This window comes from Salinibacterium sp. NYA9b, assembly GCF_976973725.1.
Window position 1 is genome coordinate 2,824,909 of record NZ_OZ333476.1, and the last position, 19,413, is coordinate 2,844,321.

21 protein-coding genes are annotated in these 19,413 nt (G+C 62.2%); 15 read left to right on the plus strand and 6 right to left on the minus strand.

The window, feature by feature from the left end; all coding sequences use genetic code 11:
- Positions 1 to 95 precede the first annotated feature (95 nt).
- The 5 genes from gabT to ACWFSR_RS13555 all read left to right on the plus strand — a co-directional run bounded on the left by gabT (position 96) and on the right by ACWFSR_RS13555 (position 6,138).
- Entirely contained in the window at positions 96 to 1,472 is a 1,377-nt protein-coding gene (gabT, locus tag ACWFSR_RS13535; RefSeq protein ID WP_197137190.1) for a 4-aminobutyrate--2-oxoglutarate transaminase, read from the plus strand.
- Positions 1,473 to 1,592: 120 nt separating this feature from the next.
- Complete coding sequence (locus ACWFSR_RS13540) at positions 1,593 to 3,059, plus strand: NAD-dependent succinate-semialdehyde dehydrogenase (RefSeq protein ID WP_447522639.1); 1,467 nt, start codon at positions 1,593 to 1,595, stop codon at positions 3,057 to 3,059.
- A 277-nt stretch (positions 3,060 to 3,336) separates the two neighbouring features.
- The gene (locus ACWFSR_RS13545; protein WP_447522640.1) at positions 3,337 to 4,473 is read left to right on the plus strand and encodes a class I SAM-dependent methyltransferase; all 1,137 of its coding nucleotides are present in this window, start codon (positions 3,337 to 3,339) and stop codon (positions 4,471 to 4,473) included.
- A 263-nt stretch (positions 4,474 to 4,736) separates the two neighbouring features.
- A complete protein-coding gene (locus tag ACWFSR_RS13550) occupies positions 4,737 to 5,528 on the plus strand; it encodes a CPBP family intramembrane glutamic endopeptidase (RefSeq protein ID WP_447522641.1) in 792 nt (263 codons plus the stop codon).
- Between the two features lie 61 nt (positions 5,529 to 5,589).
- Positions 5,590 to 6,138 carry a DUF7010 family protein gene (locus ACWFSR_RS13555; protein WP_447522642.1) on the plus strand — a complete coding sequence of 183 codons (549 nt, stop codon included), beginning with the start codon at positions 5,590 to 5,592 and terminating at the stop codon, positions 6,136 to 6,138.
- 164 nt (positions 6,139 to 6,302) lie between these two features.
- On the opposite strand, the gene ACWFSR_RS13560 is transcribed toward ACWFSR_RS13555, so the two are convergent.
- Both ACWFSR_RS13560 and ACWFSR_RS13565 read right to left on the minus strand, forming a co-directional pair.
- Entirely contained in the window at positions 6,303 to 7,139 is an 837-nt protein-coding gene (locus tag ACWFSR_RS13560; protein ID WP_447522643.1) for an alpha/beta fold hydrolase, read from the minus strand.
- A 35-nt stretch (positions 7,140 to 7,174) separates the two neighbouring features.
- Complete coding sequence (locus tag ACWFSR_RS13565) at positions 7,175 to 7,987, minus strand: shikimate 5-dehydrogenase (RefSeq protein ID WP_447522644.1); 813 nt, start codon at positions 7,985 to 7,987, stop codon at positions 7,175 to 7,177.
- A 193-nt stretch (positions 7,988 to 8,180) separates the two neighbouring features.
- Between ACWFSR_RS13565 and ACWFSR_RS13570 the strand changes: the two genes are divergently transcribed.
- From ACWFSR_RS13570 to ACWFSR_RS13595, 6 genes are all read left to right on the plus strand, one after another.
- Complete coding sequence (locus ACWFSR_RS13570; protein WP_197106724.1) at positions 8,181 to 8,474, plus strand: hypothetical protein; 294 nt, start codon at positions 8,181 to 8,183, stop codon at positions 8,472 to 8,474.
- A gap of 213 nt (positions 8,475 to 8,687) precedes the next feature.
- Positions 8,688 to 9,269: an RNA polymerase sigma factor gene (locus ACWFSR_RS13575; protein ID WP_447522645.1), complete on the plus strand. Its 582-nt coding sequence runs from the start codon at positions 8,688 to 8,690 to the stop codon at positions 9,267 to 9,269.
- Positions 9,235 to 10,335 (plus strand): CU044_5270 family protein, encoded by a 1,101-nt coding sequence (locus ACWFSR_RS13580; protein ID WP_447522646.1) that lies wholly within the window; start codon positions 9,235 to 9,237, stop codon positions 10,333 to 10,335. Before ACWFSR_RS13575 ends, ACWFSR_RS13580 begins: the two co-directional genes overlap by 35 nt.
- A 64-nt stretch (positions 10,336 to 10,399) precedes the next feature.
- Positions 10,400 to 11,089 carry a hypothetical protein gene (locus tag ACWFSR_RS13585; protein ID WP_447522647.1) on the plus strand — a complete coding sequence of 230 codons (690 nt, stop codon included), beginning with the start codon at positions 10,400 to 10,402 and terminating at the stop codon, positions 11,087 to 11,089.
- Positions 11,090 to 11,132: 43 nt separating this feature from the next.
- Entirely contained in the window at positions 11,133 to 11,696 is a 564-nt protein-coding gene (locus ACWFSR_RS13590) for a GNAT family N-acetyltransferase (protein WP_447522648.1), read from the plus strand.
- Positions 11,693 to 11,944 carry a hypothetical protein gene (locus ACWFSR_RS13595; RefSeq protein ID WP_447522649.1) on the plus strand — a complete coding sequence of 84 codons (252 nt, stop codon included), beginning with the start codon at positions 11,693 to 11,695 and terminating at the stop codon, positions 11,942 to 11,944. The genes ACWFSR_RS13590 and ACWFSR_RS13595 overlap by 4 nt, the downstream gene beginning before the upstream one ends.
- Here ACWFSR_RS13595 and ACWFSR_RS13600 read toward each other — a convergent pair.
- Positions 11,931 to 12,635: a cache domain-containing protein gene (locus tag ACWFSR_RS13600; RefSeq protein WP_447522650.1), complete on the minus strand. Its 705-nt coding sequence runs from the start codon at positions 12,633 to 12,635 to the stop codon at positions 11,931 to 11,933. The genes ACWFSR_RS13595 and ACWFSR_RS13600 overlap by 14 nt on opposite strands.
- A gap of 97 nt (positions 12,636 to 12,732) precedes the next feature.
- The gene (locus ACWFSR_RS13605) at positions 12,733 to 13,536 is read right to left on the minus strand and encodes a FadR/GntR family transcriptional regulator (RefSeq protein ID WP_197109277.1); all 804 of its coding nucleotides are present in this window, start codon (positions 13,534 to 13,536) and stop codon (positions 12,733 to 12,735) included.
- 131 nt (positions 13,537 to 13,667) lie between these two features.
- Between ACWFSR_RS13605 and ACWFSR_RS13610 the strand changes: the two genes are divergently transcribed.
- The 4 genes from ACWFSR_RS13610 to ACWFSR_RS13625 all read left to right on the plus strand — a co-directional run bounded on the left by ACWFSR_RS13610 (position 13,668) and on the right by ACWFSR_RS13625 (position 17,765).
- The gene (locus tag ACWFSR_RS13610; RefSeq protein WP_447522651.1) at positions 13,668 to 14,726 is read left to right on the plus strand and encodes an ABC transporter ATP-binding protein; all 1,059 of its coding nucleotides are present in this window, start codon (positions 13,668 to 13,670) and stop codon (positions 14,724 to 14,726) included.
- 111 nt (positions 14,727 to 14,837) lie between these two features.
- Positions 14,838 to 16,016 (plus strand): extracellular solute-binding protein, encoded by a 1,179-nt coding sequence (locus tag ACWFSR_RS13615; RefSeq protein WP_447522652.1) that lies wholly within the window; start codon positions 14,838 to 14,840, stop codon positions 16,014 to 16,016.
- Between the two features lie 101 nt (positions 16,017 to 16,117).
- On the plus strand, positions 16,118 to 16,945 hold the full coding sequence (locus ACWFSR_RS13620; RefSeq protein WP_197109274.1) for an ABC transporter permease: 828 nt from the start codon (positions 16,118 to 16,120) through the stop codon (positions 16,943 to 16,945).
- Between the two features lie 7 nt (positions 16,946 to 16,952).
- The gene (locus tag ACWFSR_RS13625) at positions 16,953 to 17,765 is read left to right on the plus strand and encodes an ABC transporter permease (protein ID WP_447522653.1); all 813 of its coding nucleotides are present in this window, start codon (positions 16,953 to 16,955) and stop codon (positions 17,763 to 17,765) included.
- Positions 17,766 to 17,811: 46 nt separating this feature from the next.
- Here the strand turns inward: ACWFSR_RS13625 and ACWFSR_RS13630 are convergent, their stop codons facing one another.
- Together ACWFSR_RS13630 and ACWFSR_RS13635 are read right to left on the minus strand one after the other, a co-directional pair.
- The gene (locus tag ACWFSR_RS13630) at positions 17,812 to 19,062 is read right to left on the minus strand and encodes an MFS transporter (protein WP_447522654.1); all 1,251 of its coding nucleotides are present in this window, start codon (positions 19,060 to 19,062) and stop codon (positions 17,812 to 17,814) included.
- On the minus strand, positions 19,059 to 19,403 hold the full coding sequence (locus ACWFSR_RS13635) for an ArsR/SmtB family transcription factor (protein ID WP_447522655.1): 345 nt from the start codon (positions 19,401 to 19,403) through the stop codon (positions 19,059 to 19,061). Before ACWFSR_RS13635 ends, ACWFSR_RS13630 begins: the two co-directional genes overlap by 4 nt.
- Between the last annotated feature and the right edge of the window lie 10 nt (positions 19,404 to 19,413).

Consider the following 19,413-nt stretch of genomic DNA (forward strand, 5'->3'; position numbering starts at 1 on the left):
CCGGGCATCCGCGAACTAAATTGAACCAAACGTTTGCACGCCGCAGCTCGCCTGCACGAACGAACATCGTCTACACAGATTGGATACCGGTGGCCATGTCTACTTCTTCTTCCACCTCCACGGCTCCCGCGGCCCCGGCCCCGGTCGGCGGCCCCTCGCTTCCGCAGAAGCGCAACCTCGTCACCGCGATTCCCGGGCCCCGCTCGCAGGCACTGCTCGAGCGCAAGAAGCAGGCGGTTCCTTCCGCTATCGGCATCACTCTCCCCGTCTTCGTGGAAGCTGCCGGTGGTGGCGTGCTTCTCGACGTTGATGGCAACACACTCATCGACTTTGGTTCCGGCATCGCCGTGACCGGTGTGGGCAACGCGGCACCCGCCGTTGTCGAAGCTGTCACCGCGCAGGTCGCCCAGTTCACCCACACGTGCTTCATGATCAACGGCTACGAAAGCTACGTCGAGGTCGCCGAGAAGCTCAACGAAATCACCCCCGGAACCCACGAGAAGCGCACCGCTCTTTTCAACTCGGGCTCCGAAGCTGTCGAGAACGCGATCAAGATCGCCCGCTACTTCACCGGCAAGCAGGCCGTGGTGGCCTTCGACCACGCGTACCACGGTCGCACCAACCTCACGATGGGTCTCACCGCCAAGTCGATGCCCTACAAGAGCGGCTTCGGTCCCTTCGCGCCCGAGATTTACCGCGCTCCGATGTCGTACCCGTTCCGCGATGGCGGAATCAGTGGTGAGGATGCCGCCGCCCGCGCCATCCTGCAGATCGAGAAGCAGATCGGCGCCAGCAACCTCGCCGCGATCATCATCGAGCCCATCCAGGGCGAGGGTGGCTTCATTGAGCCAGCCCCCGGATTCCTGCCAGCCCTCAGCGAGTGGGCCACCGCCAACAACGTGATCTTCATCGCTGACGAAGTGCAGACCGGCTTCGCTCGCACCGGTGACCTGTTCGCCTCGAACCACGAGAACCTCGTTCCCGACATCATGGTGACCGCCAAGGGCATCGCCGGCGGCCTCCCGCTTTCGGCTGTCACCGGCCGTGCCGATGTGATGGATGCCGCCCACGTCGGCGGACTCGGCGGAACGTACGGTGGAAACCCCATCGCCTGTGCCGCAGCGCTCGCCACGATCCGCACCTTCGAAGAATCGGGCGCCATTGAGCGTGCTCGTGAAATCGGAACCACCTTCCGTGGCCGCCTCAACGGACTCCGCGCCGGCGACCCCCGCATCGGAGATGTTCGTGGCCGTGGCGCCATGATCGCGATGGAACTCGTTGACCCCACCACGAAAGAGCCCGACGCGGCCCTCACGTCGAAGGTTGCGGCTGCAGCGCACGCCGCCGGTGTTGTCGTGCTGACCTGTGGAACCTATGGCAACGTCATCCGCTTCCTCCCGCCGCTCTCCATCTCTGACGAGCTCATCGCTGACGGCCTCGACGTCGTTCGCGACGCTCTCGCCAAGGCCTAGCTCGCGGCCAGCGGGCACTGGGCGCGCGCTCAGTGCCCGCCCACGCGGCGCCAAGCCGAAGTTCAGCTAGCGCTGTTTGACTGACTTGCAGATTTCCCCACCACGAAAGGTGCACACCGAATGACGAACTCCACCGAAACCCAGCTTCTTGAAGCAGTGCCGAACCAGTTGTTCATCGGCGGTGAGTGGGTTGCCGCAACAGGCAGCAAGACACTCGACGTGACTGACCCGGCTACCGGCAAGGTCATCCGCACCATTTCGGATGCCTCGGCAGAGGACGGCATGCGCGCACTCGACGCAGCAGTGGCCGCTCAGGATTCCTGGGCCGCGACGCCAGCTCGCGAGCGTGGCGAAATTCTGCGTCGCACCTTCGACCTCGTGCAGGAGCACCGCGACGAGATCGCCCTGCTCATGACGCTCGAGATGGGCAAGCCACTCGCCGAGGCCAACGGTGAAGTCACCTACGGTGGCGAGTTCTTGCGCTGGTTCAGCGAAGAGGCCGTGCGCATCTCGGGCCGTTTCGGCAACACCCCTGAGGGCACCGGTCGCATGATCGTCTCGCAGCGGCCAGTTGGTCCGTGCTTCCTTATTACGCCGTGGAACTTCCCGCTCGCAATGGCGACCCGCAAGATTGCACCCGCGCTCGCCGCCGGTTGCACGGTCGTCGTGAAGCCCGCCGCGCTCACTCCACTCAGCACCCTGTTCTTGGCGAAGCTCTTCGAAGAGGCCGGCCTGCCCGCTGGCGTGCTCAACATCGTCACGACCTCGAGCTCCTCCGAAGTGTCGGAGCCGATCATCGCGGACTCGCGCCTGCGCAAGCTCTCGTTCACCGGCTCCACTCCAGTCGGCAAGGCGCTCATCAAGCAGGCCTCCGAAAACGTTCTGCGCACCTCGATGGAACTCGGCGGCAACGCCCCGTTCGTTGTCTTCGACGACGCTGACCTCGACAAGGCCGTGGACGGCGCGATCGCCGCGAAGTTCCGCAACATCGGCCAGGCCTGCACCGCCGCCAACCGCTTCATCGTGCACAGCTCAGTTGCTGCCGAGTTCGCCGAGAAGATCGCTGCTCGCGTCGCCGACATGAAGATCGGTCGCGGCACCGAAGACGGCGTCAACATCGGCCCGCTCATCAATGACAAGGCTGTCGACAAGGCCGACGAACTGGTTCAGGACGCCGTGAAGCGCGGCGCGACCCTCGTCGCCGGCGGCAAGCGCGTTGACGGCGAAGGAAGCTTCTATGAGCCCACGATCGTGTCGAGCGTTCCCGCCGACAGCGACATCCTGCGGGAAGAAATCTTCGGACCGGTCGTCTCGATCGTTGAGTTCACCGACGAAGCCGAAGGCGTACGCCTCGCGAACGACACCGAATACGGTCTCGTCTCGTATGTGTTCACCGAAAGCCTGGCGCGCGGAAACCGGATGATCGACGCCCTCGACACCGGCATGATGGGCCTCAACGTTGGCGTACTCTCCAACGCGGCCGCCCCCTTCGGCGGAGTCAAGCAGTCCGGCATCGGTCGCGAAGGCGGCTCGGAAGGCATCCACGAGTACCTCTCTACTAAGTACACGCTCGTTCCCAGTAGCTAATGTGCGATTGCATCCCGTCGGCGCATCTAGAGGAATGCCCTCTGTGCATTGACGAGCCCCACATCACGCGCGGCTACAACTAGATTCCCGTGAGCGAGTGGCCCCACTAGTGCCGGGGCTGCTCGCTTTCTGGGTTAACCGGCTGGGTTGACGCGTTCGGCCTGCGGTGCGCCGGGGTCGCTCAGTTCTGTACGCCGGGCTGGTTCAGGGCGCTCGGTTACGCTTGAGACTCCGCCGCACGCGCTGTGTGCGGTGCCGCGCCACCGAAAGAGTCCCCATGTCTGAGCACCTGTTCGCCACTCTGCGACGTTGGCCCGACGTGGAAGCCCCTAACCTTTTTGCGGTGGATGCCAGCGATCGCCTCATTCTCGATGAGGCTGCTCCGCAGTTGGCCGACACCCAGCCGGGTGAATTGGTGGTGATGGGCGACAACTATGGGGCGCTCACGCTCGGGGCTGCCACCTTGCACGACTGCCGCGGCATCCGCGTGTTTCAAGATTCTCTGGTGTCGGAGCTTGCTCTGGCCGAGAACGCCGGCGACCTTGCCCCGCACTACAGCTCGCACGCTTTGGGTGCCGAGTTGCTCGAGGGCGCACGGCTGGTGTTGATGCAGTTGCCGCGCAGCCTGGCCGAGTTGGATGAATGGGCCCAAGCCATTGCCCGCTACGCGTCGCCTGACGTGACGGTGATTTCGGGTGGGCGCATTAAGCACATGACCTTGGCGATGAATGAAGTGCTCGGTCGCTCGTTCGATGATGTGAATGCGGGCCGTGGACGTCAGAAGTCGCGCACGCTTACCTCGTTGGGCGCAAAGCGCGACGCCGTAGAAGCTCGCTACCCGATCACGTCGGTGTTGCGCGAACCAGAACTTCCTGTTGACGAGTTAACGGTCAGCGCCCACGGTGGAGCTTTCGCCGGCGCAGCCCTCGACATGGGCACGCGATTCTTGTTGACGTTCTTGCCCGACATGAAACCGGATGCCACCACCGCCGTTGACCTCGGCAGCGGCACCGGCGTGCTCGCCGTGTCGCTCGCTCTCGCCCGCCCCGACCTGCAGGTGGTCGCCGTTGACCAGTCCAGTGCCGCCGTGGCATCGACCCGAGAAACGGCCGACGCAAACGGTGTCGGAGCGCGAGTTGAGGCCGCGCGCGAAGATGCTCTCACCGAACGGCCGACGGCCAGTGCTGATCTGATTGTGTGCAATCCGCCCTTCCACACCGGCGCAACAGTGCATGCCGGCGTCGCTTTGCGGATGCTGGCTGACGCCCGCCGCGTGCTGAAACCCGGCGGAGAACTGTGGGTCGTTTTCAACACCCACCTCGGATACCGCGACTACCTGAACCGCACCGTCGGCCCCACCCGCCAGGCGGGACGCAACAGCAAGTTCACGGTGACGGTGTCGGTGCGCGAGTAGCTGCTCAATCGCAGTGTCGCCTTACCGGGAAGAAGCGATGTGGATACTCCGGAGGCAAAGAGCGCTGGAGTGGCAGGATCGTTAAAAGCAAAACCCCGGCCGTGTGACCGGTCCTCAAACGAGGACTACAGGGACGGATCCGGGGTGTTGAATACAACACTAAAGGCAAGCCGTACACCGCTCAACTATCACAAGCACAATCCCGCTGACGTCACTCTCACCCGTATCGGTCTCGAAACCGGAGCGATTGCTAGGCTCGACCCGTGAAATCCGACACTGTCTCAGCTTCCGCCACACGCGCCCTCGGGCTCCTCGGCGCGAGACTGGCCCTCGTCGGCCTCGCCACCGTGCTCGTGTGGCTTTTCGCTTTCGGCTTCGACCAGGGTGCAGAGTTCCCGCCTTCACCGATGCTGCTCTCGCTCTCGTTACTGCCGGTCAACCTGCTCTCGTTGTGGCTCGTGATCCGCCTGCTGCGCGCCGACGGCCAATCTCTTCGCGACCTGTTCGCTCCACGACGCGGAGTGGGACTTGTCGCAGACATCGGGTGGGGCTTTCTCTGGATCGCCGTGCTCTACATTCCCTTCGTCGCCTCCATCATTGGCACAATGTGGCTTCTGCACGGGGCGAACACGTTCACCGCCTTCGAAACCGTATTCGTCAACCCGGATGCCGCATCCGTCGTTTCCCCGGGCTGGGCGCTCGTGCTGGGGATCGTCGCGGTCATCACTTTCGCACCGCTGAACGCTCCTGCCGAGGAGGCTGTGTATCGCGGCTACGCGCTCTCTCGACTCAGCGGAGCCTGGCCAAGAGCGCTCGCGATCACCGCCTGCTCCGTTGCGTTCGGATTGCAGCACGCGTTCTTCGCACCCACCGTTGACGCCATGATCGTCTACGTCGTGGCCTTCACGGTCTGGGGCGTCGGCTCATCGCTGATCGCTCAGAAACAGAAACGACTCATGCCCATCGCGATCTCACACTTCGTGGTGAATCTAATGACGAGCTCCCCCGCCGTCATCTTTCCCGCCTTGCAGTTGACGGGCGTCATCCCTTCGTGAGTTGCGGCTCGATAGTGGTCATTCGCCGGGGAAGCGACGAGATTTCCTGCTTCAATAGAGCATGACGATAACTCAGGCACAAGCGGATGTTCGCCGAATCTACCGAGGCGGGTATAGCGGTCCACTCGTGTCCGCGATCCTCTGGGGCGTCGCAAACGCGGTCTACTTCCTTGTGTCACCGGGGGCTGCGATGGTCACCCTATTTTTCGGCGGCATGCTGATATTTCCGCTCTCCGCCGTAGTCCTCAAACTCATGTCAGGCGAGAGCGCGCTTCCTAAAGGGCATCCCTCGATTGGCCTTGCAATGCAGTCAGCTTTCACCATCCCATTGGGGCTTCTTGTCGCGATTGCCCTAGGCGCCTACGCCCCCGAGTTGTTCTTCCCAGCCTCGCTGATCATCGTCGGTGCCCACTACCTCACCTTCATCTCGCTTTACGGGATGAAGTCGTTCGCGGCACTTGCGGGCGCGCTCGTTCTCGTCGGAACTATCGCCCTGTTCTTCATCCCCGCGATCGCGCCGATTAGCGGCTGGGTCGGAGCGGGAGTATTCGCTGTCTTCGTGCCCGTTCTGTATCGGGCAGGGAAACCAACCGGACCTCAAGGCGACTAAGCGTCGAGAGCGAACGGACGAGGGCCAGCGTCGCTGGGCATCCGGAACAAGCTCATTGAGCTCGGCGCTCACGGACTCATCGACCCTTCACGAAAGCGGCCGGGACTGTGGCATCTCACGCTCTTCGATTGGAACAATGGTGCGGGCCCGTCAGTCCGGGCCCTCTAAGCTTCCAGAAAAGCATCGATCGCTCGCCTAAACGCTAGGGGTTGCTCGACCCACGGATAGTGCCCGCTGCGCTCAATCACTTCGGCGACCCCAGACGGAAAAAGGCCTGCGAGCGCGACCACTGGGGCGAGGCCAGTGAGGCAGTCCTCGGCGCCGGCGAGTACAAGCACGGGCGCTGAGATATCTTCCAACCGCACGGCAAGGTTAGTTGGCGGGCTGACGCTGAAATATGCCTTCGTCGCGGCCAGACTCCAGTTGCCGATCTGGGCGTGGGATTGCTCCTTCGCGCCCCACTGTGCGTAGCCTGCGGGCGCTGTTTGCTGCTGCCACGCGGCGTAACCGGCATCGTCCGTTACTGGCGGACCTGCAGCTAGTGCGGCGAAAGCTGATTCAAAAACCAGATCTCCCCGTCGTTTCTGGCTGAGAACGTCGACATCGGATGCTTCGCCGACGAGATATATCGCCGGAGGGGTGATCAGCACCATCCGGGCAAGAGATTTCGTGAACTGGGCGGCGTACGCAATGGCCAGCCTGGTGCCGGCGGAATGCGCCACAACAACCACGCGATCAAGACCTAGGTCGATACGTAGGCGTTCGATGTCGTCAGCTTGACTCCAGTACGAGCCACGCTCTTCGACAACTTGCATCGGCGAGCGACCCACACCTCTGAGGTGGGGAACGATAAGTTGGTGACTTTCGCTGAGCCCGGCGAGATCGCCTAGATAACTGGGATGGCGCGCGGCTCCCCCGGCAAGCAAAATAATCGGGTCACTGTCGCCGCCCACGACATCGTAATGGAGCGTCGCCCCGTCGGAACCTTCGTAGCTTGGCATTACTTGAAGCTACACGGCGCTATCGAAGGAGAGAACTACTCCCGCGAGAACGCCGATGCGCGCTCAATCTGCTTCGGCGTCGGCGTGACCCCGGTGTAGCGAACGAACTGCGCCGCAGCCTGGAGTGCGATGACTTCGGCGCCCGTGATGACGAGCTTTCCGGCATCCCGAGCGGCCCGAATGAGCGGTGTCTCGGCCGGGAATGCCACCACATCGAACACCGTTTGCGCGGCGCGAATGTGGTCGGGCGTGAACGCTAATTCATCGGCGGAGTCGCCTGCCATCCCGAGCGGGGTGACGTTGACGATCACCGCGTGGCCGGGCTGCGGGTCGACGCTCACGGCGCGGTAGCCATACTTCGTGGCGAGCGCTTCGCCGGCCGCGACGTTGCGCGCGAGCACCGTCAGGTCAGCGAAACCGGCACCGTGGAAGGCGGCGACAACCGCTTTGGCCATGCCACCCGATCCGCGAACCAGCACCGACAAGCTCGGGTCGAGCTGGTGGCGGGCGATCAGATCCGCGACAGCCTCATAGTCAGTGTTGGATGCCGTGAGCACGCCGTCATTGTTTACGATCGTGTTCACCGACTCGATCGCCGCGGCGGAGTGCTCGACAACATCCACAAGCTCAAGCACTGCCTCTTTGAACGGCATCGAAACGGAACAGCCCCGGATGCCCAAGCCGCGGACTCCGGCGATGGCATCCTCAATGTTGCTGGTCGTGAACGCCTTGTAGATGAAGTTCAGGCCGAGTTCGTCGTACAGATAGTTGTGAAATCGCGTGCCGAGGTTAGAGGGGCGTGCGGCCAACGAGATGCACAGGGTCATGTCTTTATTGAGGATCGGCATTGACCCATTATGGTCGCGGCGCAAACGAGTATCCCGTGCTCAGCACGGCGGCGGGGACGGGGACGGGGACGGATTTAGGTTGCCAGCGGCGACTGCGAAACCTCGACCCGCCCACACCCGACGGCTTCAACCCAATCCCAGATTTTTTCTCACCATCAGCGCAAACTGCGGACTACCGCACTATCGTGACGTCATGGGGATCACGCTAGCAATCATCGGTGTAGCAGTTGTCGTCCTGCCCTTTCTCTGGCCGCTGTGGCGAAAATGGGAGATATCTCGAGAACGCGAAACGAGTCCCCGAAAGCGGATGTCGGGTGGATTCATCGCCCCGTTCGACGAAGTTTTTCATCCCACGGCATACTCCGCACATCTCCTGTGGGAGGCCGAACAATCGATCCCTGCTCCCGCCCCTGACAGCGACGACGACAACGCACTGCCCGATCTCGCCGACGGCAGAATAGTCATTCATGTGAATGACAACGCCTGAGCGCACCAAGTCAGCGTTACCAACGCATCACGCACTTCGTCTCACGCTGTGCGTCACGAGACGTCGCAGTAATGCCAGAGAAGCATCAGTTAGAGCGCACAACTGATACCTCTCTGGCATTAGTGGAGCACGCTCCGCAGGAAAGATGGCTGCGGTACGCTCGCCCGAGGAGCCAATCGTGAACTTAATTCAAGCTAGGGAGCAATACCTAGTGTGACTAGCGATAACGAGATCATCCGGAGGTCGTGGGATAACCCTGCGGTCTTTGCGGAGATGTACGACCGCCATGCGACATCCGTCTATCGGTATGCGGCACGGCGAGCGGGCGTTGACACAGCGGATGACATCATGGCCGAAACTTTTCTGGTGGCGTTCGAGCGGCGAAACCGCTTCGATAGCGCCTTCGAGAGTGCTCTGCCGTGGTTGCTCGGAATCGCGACAGTGCTGATCCGCAAACATCGGGGTTCTGAAGCGCGGTTCTTGCGGGCGGTTGTGGCTTCTGGGCCACCAGCGACGGTCGTTGAGAATCACGATGATCGCCTCGACGCAGACCTCTCCGTTCGCGCTTTGGCGGGAGCGATTCGCAAGCTGCCTGCTCGCGACCGGGATGCACTGCTGCTGTATGCGTGGGGCGACCTCGACTATGAGGGCGTTGCACTCGCCTTGAACATTCCCGTTGGGACTGTTCGGTCACGTCTCAATCGCGCGCGGCGAGTGCTGCGCCTATCCGCTGGCATCGCGCCAGCACAGGAGGTGGATCGTGGACGAACTTCAACAGCTCCGAGCATTCGGTAAGAATGTTGCCGATCCGTCAGCAGACGCTCTCAGCCGAGGCCGCAGAGGTCTCGTGGAACACATCGGGCTACAGCCAGCAATCGCTAAGCCCAACTCGAAGAAGCGCTTTGCGTTCTTCGGCGGCACCACCGCCCTCGCCGCTGGCGCACTCGTGGCGACTCTTGTATTCACCGACGTGCTCGGCTTGGCCGGCTGGCAAGGTGGGGCGGATGCTGCTGCCGCATCCGCACTCAGCGACGCTGCGGCCGCCGCCATTGAGAATTCCGATCCAGTTGTGGGCCCCGGCCAGTATTTGAAAGTCGACACCGAGGCGGTCTTCGAAGGAGGCGGGCAGACCGCGGATTGGGAGAACTTTGCCTATCTCGGAACCCAAAACTCACAACTGTATATTCCTGCCGACCACTCAGACGAGTGGGTTCTCGTAACCGAACCGCGAGCAGCGATCAAGGTCTTTGGCGAAGGCTTCGAAGAGGAAGCGCAGGAGGCCGCTCGGGCAACCTTCGATAAGGAGGAAATCAGCCGGGCGCCGTACGGCGGATTCGACAATTCGAAACCTCGAGACTGGAGATTGGATGAGTTGCCGCGCGACCCCCAGCGGCTGCTCAACTATGTCTATCGAGTGACTGCAGGTCACGGCGTGAGCGCCGACGGGCAGGCGTTCGATTTTATCTCCACAACGCTGCGAACAGGTGTGGTTCCCGCCGAGCTTCGTGCGGCGCTCTACCTGGCTGCAGCCGGAATACCTGGCGTCGAGATTACCGATGAGGCTGCGACCTTGAACGGCCGAACCGGAGTCGCCTTCGGCCGAGAAGAAAGCGATGGATTTCTCCATGAAATCATCATCGACCCGGATACTGGGCTCCTCATCGGTGAGCGCACCGTCCAGCTAGTCGACAGCAAGCTTGTCCCGGTGTTTGCCGGAGAAATTGTTGGGTGGACAGCTATCACCACAACTGTGGTCGACGAGGCGCCGACAGGTGGCACCCTCTGCGGCAATGGCGGCGAACCGCTCAAAGGTCTTGGCAGCGGCCAGTGCACTGACCCCGATAGGCCACAGACCGACTGACTTTTGACCAAGGTCCTCGTATCGAGTACTTGTCATTTCTTTCGTGCCAGCGCACGATGAGAACATGGATTTCACCGGAGTTCTCCCCGAAGACGCGCCTGACCCACGGATGCACCACGCTGAATTGCTGCACCACATGCCCATCCCGGTGATGGGGTTCGCCGGGCAGAGCGCGATCGACGAGACGGATGTCGGCGTCAGCTTCGCCACCGACAGCGACGGTTATTCCTCCATGACCGCCAGCATCTCAGCCATCCTGTGGCGAAATCCTGACAACAAGGCTGACCCCGCGAACCTTGCTGAGATGGATGACAGCACTCGCCGCGCGATTGAAGAGGTGCCACCATGGCCTCGACCAGAGTGGTTGATTGAGCGGGTCGAAATGATGCGATACCCGTCGCTGTGGGAGGTGGTCCAGACGCATTGGCACCGCGAGGAATCAGAGCTCAACGAGCTCGGCCTCCTCCTCAACCAGCACACCAATTACATCCTCATGAATCAATTCCGCGAAGAACTCGGACTCAGCGCGCACGATGGGGAGGCGCCGACACTCTTGCCAGAGCGCAGAGCTACGCGGCCCATTGACGTCGCGATCGACGGAGACATGGTGCGTGGCGTCGAGATGGACACGGATCCTTTTGTGTACGCGGTGGGGGCGAAACTCGCGAGCGGCGGCACACTCACCGCCGTAGTTGCCCGCGAGCATCTCCCGTTCATCACGCTTGAGTTCGCCACTCGCGATCAGCAGAAATGAGAAGCGTGAAGTTCCGCAGCAGACTCGCGCCTAAGCTGCTGCCATGACGACCCTGACCTTCCGCGCAGCAACGACCGACGACATCCCCGCCCTGGTTGCGCTGGTCACGTCGGCGTACCGCGGCGAAGCCAGCCGCACTGGATGGACGAGCGAAGCCGACTTGATCGATGGCGAGCGCATCGACGCCGCGGCGCTCGAAGCGGATCTCACTCGCACGCGTTCAATAATCTTGCTCGCCGAACGTGGCGACCAACTCGTGGCGTGCGCGCATGTGGCGGATGTCAACGGCGAGGGCTACTTCGGGATGTTCGCGGTCGATCCCACTCAGCAGGGCAGCGGACTCGGATCCATCGTGCTCGCCGAGGCTGAGAACTACGCGGCTCGGGAGTGGGGAATCACTGTGATGCAGATGACCGTGATCGATGTGCGGGAAGAACTCATCGCGTTTTACGAACGCCGCGGCTACGTGCGCACCGGCATCACTAAACCGTTTCCCTACGGGGATCAGCGCGTCGGCACTCCGAGGCGCGATGACTTGCAGTTCGAAGTTCTTACGAAGACGCTCGCGAACTCCTCTCGCAGCGCAGGATTGGAAAACGTCTCATGAAGCGCATCGTTGTGTGGTTCTCTGTCGTCGGCGGCCTCGGCCTGATCACCGCCATCACCCTCACCGTAATCGAGGGCATGAACTACCGCCTTCGCGAACAACAGGGCCTCGACCCGGTCTGGGCTTCGCCCTGGGTAAGCACCACTACCATCTTCGGCATCGGGCTCTTCGCCATCTCCGCGATTGTTCTGCTCGCGATCGCCGTGAGCCCCGCCGAGAAAACTGGCGACCCGACTACTCCGCGATAATCTCCAGCGCGACGCCCGCGCAGGCGGTGCGCGCGAGTTCGGCAAGTGCGCCACCGCGCACGGCATCGCCGGTCGCGTGACGCGGATCCGTCGAGATAACGACGCGGCCGACAGTGTTGACGAGGGTTACGTTGTCGCCGAGTTCGGCGAGCTTCGGCAGCAGTTGTCGCTCGACCGAATCGATCAGTAAATCGAGGCCGGCGACGCCGACAAAGGTGCCATCGATGTGCACGGGCGCGGCGATCGTGATCGTGTATTCGTCACTGCACAGGTAGTCAACATAGGGCCCGGCAACGTGGCCACGGCCGGTCTCCATCGGCACGCGGAACCACTCGAGTTCGCTGTAATCGATGTGCTCTTTGTTCACCGATTGCGCGGCCAAAAGCAGGCGTTTGGGGTCATCGCCCTGCCACCACGAGAGGTGGTTTCGCTCATCCGTCAGCAGTCCAACGGCGGCGATGAACCCGGCACCGTAGATGTGAACATCGGGCAGCGCAACCGTCGCGAGAGCGTGCGGTTCCACTAGCGCGTCAATCTGCTGAGACGAAAGCGGGCCGAGGTTTCCGGATGCCGCTAGCTCGGTGCCGAGCAGAAGTGCGGTGGCTTCGAGACTGGCGATCGGGGCGCTGAAATACTGCGAGACGATGGCCGCCGCGCGAGCTGCTGTGCTCGTGCTCGTTGCTGTCGTCATCGCTGCGCCGCGTTATGGCTGGTAATCATCGGGTGCCGCCTACTCTGACTGATCCTGTTCGTGGCATCTTATGCACCAGATGCCCTGCACCGCTAGTTCAGCGTGATTGCGACTGCAAATCGATGAGGGCGTTGATCACGGCATCCACCATGCGTTCGGTGGCCGCAACGGCTTCGTGGTCGTCGCCGGCTTCCACCGCATCCACGACACTCGCCAACAGCGCAGGTTGGGCCTGACGGGATGTCTCATCCACGTCAATCAGGCGAAGCATCGGTGACATTTCGGCCTGCAATCGCATCTGTTCACGAGTGAGTCGAGCCGACTGGCTCAGCGCGACGAGTTCGATCTGCGCATCGTCGAGGGTGCTGCGCCACTGTTCGAGATCTGACTCGTCGAGGCGGGCCAAGCGGGAGCGCACTTGCTGAACCTCCGAGGGCACCGCTCGGCGCGCAGCTAAGCGAACGCACGCAGCAGTGATGGCGGCATAGTGGGCGCCCAAATCACGAAGTGCGACGCGGGATGTTGCCGCCAAGGCGGTGCGCGCGTGGGCAACCGGATCGGCTGAGTCCGCCACGAAGCTGCCGCCATTGCGACCGCGACGAGTCACCACGAGGCCCTGGCTGCGCAGAGCCAGCAGCGATTCGCGCACGGTAGTCGGCGCTACGCCGAAGCTTCGCGCGAGGTCGTTTTCGGAGGGAAGACGCTCCCCTGCCCGCAGATGGCCGCCCGTAATTGCGCTGGCGAGACGGCGTTCAACGAGCTCGGCGCGACCGGCATCACCGATCGACTGGAAGAGCGCGCCCTGCAAGCGGCCGGGCCTCGAGGCATCGCGAGAGCGTGCGGTGTCATCGGCGACCACCGCACTTTTTCGCGGCGCGTCTGCCGAGTCGGTCGAGTGCATTGGCCAATTCTCGCACCGATCACCTGAGCCGTTGCCCTTTTGTGACGATTTGGACACACGCTTGAAATATGAACTCTGGTTCTATAGGTTTACTCTCACTCAGAGATCACCGTCGTTCCAAGGAGTCACTCGTGCATGCGTCCGCCCAGCAAGCCCCGTCCGCCACGGATCCCACTCCTGCGCCCGGCGCCGTCAGTCTCGCCGGTGTCTCCAAGACATTCGGTGACTTCACCGCCGTCGAAGCACTCGACCTCGACGTGAAGCCCGGCGAGTTCCTCTCGATGCTTGGCCCCTCCGGCTCGGGCAAGACCACCGTGCTGCGGATGATCGCCGGCTTCGAGAACGTCACGAGCGGCAGCATCCACCTCAGCGGAACTGACGTGACCGCCGTTCCGCCGCACGCCCGCCAGGTCAACACGGTGTTTCAGGACTACGCGCTGTTCCCGCATTTCACGATCGCCGAGAACGTCGGTTACGGCCTCCGGGTTGCCGGCGTCAGCCGGGCCGAACGGGCAACCCAGGTAGGCGTCGCGCTCGAGCAGGTTCGCCTCTCGGCCGTGGCCGATCGCCTGCCCCACCAGCTTTCGGGCGGCCAACGCCAACGCATCGCGCTGGCTCGCGCGCTCATCCTGCGCCCCCAAGTGTTGTTGCTCGACGAACCGCTCGGTGCGCTCGACAAGCAGTTGCGCGAAGAAATGCAGATCGAGCTCAAGCAAATTCAGCGCGAAGTCGGCATCACGTTCATCTTCGTCACCCACGACCAAGAAGAAGCCCTCACCCTGAGCGACCGCGTCGCCGTCTTCAACAACGGCCGCGTCGAACAGGTCGGCACCGCCCGCGAAGTCTACGAATTTCCCGCGACCGAGTTCGTCGCCCGCTTCCTGGGGCTCTCCAACCTCATCCCCGCCGAACTCTCTGCGGATGGCGTGCAATCGAGCGTGCGCCCCGAACGTGTGCGCCTGCTCACCGCCGACACCGCGGCGAGCGCCGGAGCCGTCTCCCTGCTCGGCACGGTGTCAGAAACCGTCTACACCGGCCCAACCACGCGCTTTCTCGTCGACACCGAATCAGGTGTGCGCGTGATAGCCGAACGAGCCAACGACCATCACCCCTCCGCCGAGTCCGCCTTCGCACGCGGCGACCGGGTGCGCGTCGAATGGACCACCGATCACGCTTCGCGCATCGGCTAACAGATCACCCCTGCAATACCGGCGATTCCGGCACAACCGGGCCAGCCACATCCACACCAGCAGCACAGCACAGCACAGCACAGCACCCATTCATCACATCAAGGAGTAATCATGAGATCCAAAATCATGACCGGCGCAGCGTTCATCGCTGTTGCCGCTCTCGCCCTCACGGGCTGTTCGGCTGCAACCGACAGCACCGCAACCGGTGGGCTTTCTATCGACGTTCCTGACATCCCGATGCTCGAAGAGTTGGGCGAGATGGAAAGCGAAGTCAACATCGTCGCGTGGAGCGGCTTCGTTGAGCCGGCATGGTCCGACGAATTCACTGAAGAAACCGGATGCACGGTCAACCGTCGCGTCGCCGGTACCAGTGACGAGATGGTTCAACTCATGCGCACGGGCGACTACGACCTCGTCTCCGCTTCGGGTGACGCGAGCCTGCGCCTCATCGCCGGTGGCGACGTTCAGCCGATCAACCTCGACCTGGTTCCCAACTTCGGTGACGACATCGTTGAGGGCATGAAGGGTCAGATTTATGACACCATCAACGGCCAGTCGTATGGTGTTCCCATTGGCCGCGGCGCCAACATCCTGCAGTACAACAGCGATGTTGTGACCGAAGAGCCCACGAGCTGGGATGTTGCGTGGGAGCTCGACAGCCCCTACGCCGGCCAGATCATCGCGTATGACGCACCGATTTACATCGCTGACGCTGCCGTGTACCTGATGGCTCACGAGCCTGACCTCGGCATCACCAACCCGTACGCCCTCGACCAGGAGCAGCTCGACGCTGCGATCGATCTGCTCAAGCAGCAGAACTCGATCGTCTCCGAGTACTGGGCCGACCCTGCCGCTCAGATCACCTCGTTCGCCGGTGGCACCACTGCGCTCGGCACCTCGTGGGAGATCCTGCGCAAGCTCACCGACGACGACAAGTTCAAGAGCGTTCTTCCTGAAGAGGGTTCGACCGGTTGGTCGGATGCCTGGATGATCGCCGCCGAATCAGAATCACCCAACTGTGCTTACGCCTGGGTTGACTACACGAGCTCCGCCGAAGTGAACGGTGCTATCGCTACCAACTTCGGTATGGCTCCCGCCAACGCTGCTTTCTGCGACACGAGCGACGAGGCCGCAGCACACTGCGAGTACTTCAACGCCACCGACGAAGAGTACTTCAGCAACGTGTGGTTCTGGACCACCCCCATCGAGCAGTGCATCGATGGCCGCACTGACGTCACCTGCACGAACTTCCAGCAGTGGACGGATGCCTGGCTCTCCGTCAAGAGCTAGCTAGCCCGAGGGGTGGGCCTCACCACCCCACCCCTCATCCCTCGCTCGACCAGCAAGCTTCGACCAGCAGCTCCCCACACGCACCAACCGATCGGACTCCCATGAATCGCCGCGCGCAACTCTCGGCACTGCTGGCGCTGCCCATGCTGTGGCTCATCGGCATCTACATTTTCTCGCTCGTCATGCTTCTCGTGACGGCGTTCTGGGTGACCGACCCCTTTACTTCCAAGGTGAAGCCGGGTTTCACTCTCCGCAACTTTGAGCAGATCATCGCGAACCCCGCGTATGCCACCACCTCGCTGCGCACTCTCGGCATCGCCCTCGCGGTCACGGTGTTGAGCATCCTGATCTCGGTTCCGCTCGGCATCTTCATGGCGAAGGTCGCCTCGCCCAAGCTGCGCGCCATTCTGGCCGTCGCGATCACTCTGCCGCTCTGGGCCGGTTACCTCGTGAAGATTCTGGCCATGCGCATCACCTTCACCGAAGAAGGCTTCTTCAACTCAATGCTCGGCCCGCTCGGCATCAGCGGCCCCGGCTTCAGCATTGTCACGGTCGTGCTGACGCTCACCTACCTGTGGCTGCCGTACATGGCGGTGCCGGTGTACACCGCGATCCGCCAGCTGCCACCGAACCTGTTCGACGCGTCGTCTGACCTGGGCGCTGGGGCGGGGTTCACGATCCGCACCGTGGTTCTCCCTCTTATTAAGCCCGCGATCATTGCCGGCTCCATCTTCACGTTCTCACTGAGCCTCGGTGACTACATCGCCGCCAAGTTCGTCGGTGGGTCAACGCAGATGATCGGCAGCATCATCGCCTCGAACATCAACCTGAACCCTCCGATCGCCGCCGCGTTCTCGCTCGTGCCGATCGCCTTCGTGGTCATTTATCTGCTCAGTGTTCAACGCACTGGCGCACTGGAACGGATGTGATGCCGCCATGTTGACACTCTCCCTCGGCGCCAAGTTCACCCTCGGCACTATCGTCGCGATTGCCCTCGCGTTCATGTACATCCCGCTGTTCCTCGTCGTGATCAACTCCTTCAGCGCCGCGCGCCTATCGAGCTGGCCGATCGCCGAGTTCTCCACCATCTGGTGGGAGAAGGCGTTCGTGAGCGAACCCATCCGGGCCGCCCTGCTCAACTCGGTAATCGTGGGCCTCGGCGCAACGACAATCGCCCTCATCCTCGGCACGCTCGTGGCCTTCGCCCTGCAGCGCTACACCTTCTTCGGCAAGCAGACCGTGAACCTGCTCGTCGTGCTACCAATCGCCCTACCCGGCATCGTGACCGGTGTCGCCCTCAACAACACCTATAACCAGGTGCTCGAACCGATCGGCATTGAGGTCGGATACTTCGGCATGATCATCGCCCACGGCACCTTCTGCATTGTCATGGTCTTCAACAACGTGCTCGCCCGCTTGCGCCGCATCAACCCCAGCATCGAAGAAGCCTCCCGCGACCTCGGAGCGACCCCGCTGCAGACGTTCCGGCTCGTGACGTTCCCGCAGTTCCGCAGCGCCTTCGTTGCCGGCGCGATTCTCGCTTTCGCGCTGAGCTTCGACGAAGTTGTGGTCACGATCTTCACGGCCCCGCCCGGAGTCGACACCCTGCCGCTCTGGATCATGAACCAGATGGCACGACCCAACGAGGCATCCCTCGTCAACGTCGTGGCAACCGTCGTGATTCTCGCCTCGTTCATTCCCGTCTGGGTCTCGCAACGCCTCGCCCGCGGAGCCGACGAGCGCGAATAGCGAGGCGCGAATAGCGGATGGCCGGCTCGCATCCGGCACCGAGTCCTTAGCGACCAGTACGTGATTCCGTGTTTCCCCAATACTGTGAGAGAACTATCGCGCGCCGGCGAATACGAAACGCGCCGACAGCACCCGCCAGCGCAACGAGGGCGAGGCTGGCCGTGGCGATCGGAAGGCTAACGGCTCCCAGCCATCCCGCCACCGGATAGGTCACTAGGAAGCACGAGTGCGAGAGCGCGAACTGCGCGGTATAAACAAGATTGCGGTTAGCATGCGTGGACGCGTCGGCAAGCAACCTCGACGATGGCGTGCTGATGAGGGAGCTCCCCATGCCGAGGACCAGCCAGGTCGCGAGCAGTGCCCACCATCCGGTCGAGGTGGTGACAGCGAGAATGGTGACGGCGATGGCAGCAATCAGCCCACCAACGACGACGACGACTCCGGCGAGCATCGTGCGCGTCACGCCGATGCGATCGGCAAGCCTCGGTACGTTCACCGCGACAATAAGCGAGCCGACGCCATAGGCACCGAGAGCAATTGCCAACGCAGCATCGTTTAGCTCGAAGATTCCCTTGGCATAGACAACGGAGTTCACGAGAACCAGCGCAGTTCCCGCTGCGACAACAACATTTGTCAGCATCAGAAACCGCAAGCTCGGGGTCCGAAAGAACACCAATGCGCCAGCCGGAAGCCGCTGCCAGAAGGTGCCGGATTCCTGATCCAACGGATGCCGCGGAAGTGCAGTCGCCACGACCAGCATCGCAGACCCAGCGAAACCAATCGCAGTGCCAACAAACAAGTTGTTGTAGCTGACAACGGTCAGCAACACTGCGGCGATCGTTGGGCTCAGCAAGGCCTCAAGGTCGTAAGCCATCCTCGATAGCGATAAGGCCCGCGTATAGTCACGTGCCTCGGGCACCACGGCAGGGATTAGCGACTGGAACGCTGGAGTAAAGGTTGCCGACGCGGACTGCAGTATGAAAACCAACACATAGATGTGCCACGCTTCCGTGACGAAGGGCAGCATCAGCGCGATTGCGATGCGCACGATGTCGGCCCCGACTAGGACAGCCTTTTTCGGAATCCGGTCGACCAGCGCCGCGACCACAGGTGCAACACCCACATAGGCGACCATCTTGATAGTGAGAGCCGTTCCCAGCACTCGGCCAGCGGCATCCCCGGCAAGATCGAACGCCAGTAGCCCCAAGGCGACCGTGAGTAACCCTGTCCCGAGAAGGGCAATCACTTGCGCGCTGAACAGTGCTCGGTAGGTCCTGTTGCGCAGAACCTCGATCATGCGTGGTGCGCGGGCGATTCATCCACTGTGTGCTCGGCTTGAAGGATGGCCTCGATTACTAACCGTTTCGCGTGCTCGTCGGTCAACCGATAAAACACACGATTGCCGTGCTTGCGCACCTGCACGAGTTTGCCCCACCGCAACTTTGCTAAATGTTGAGACACCGAGGCCGGACTGCGGTCCACGATGTCGGCGAGATGGTTCACCGACAGCTCGTCATCGTGCAGCGCCAACACGATGCGAATTCTTGTGGCATCTGCCAATAGCCGAAATACCTCAACCGCGATCTCCACATAGTCGTTATCCGGTTGAATTTTCTCTATCTTCGTATCCGCATGCATGCTTAGATAC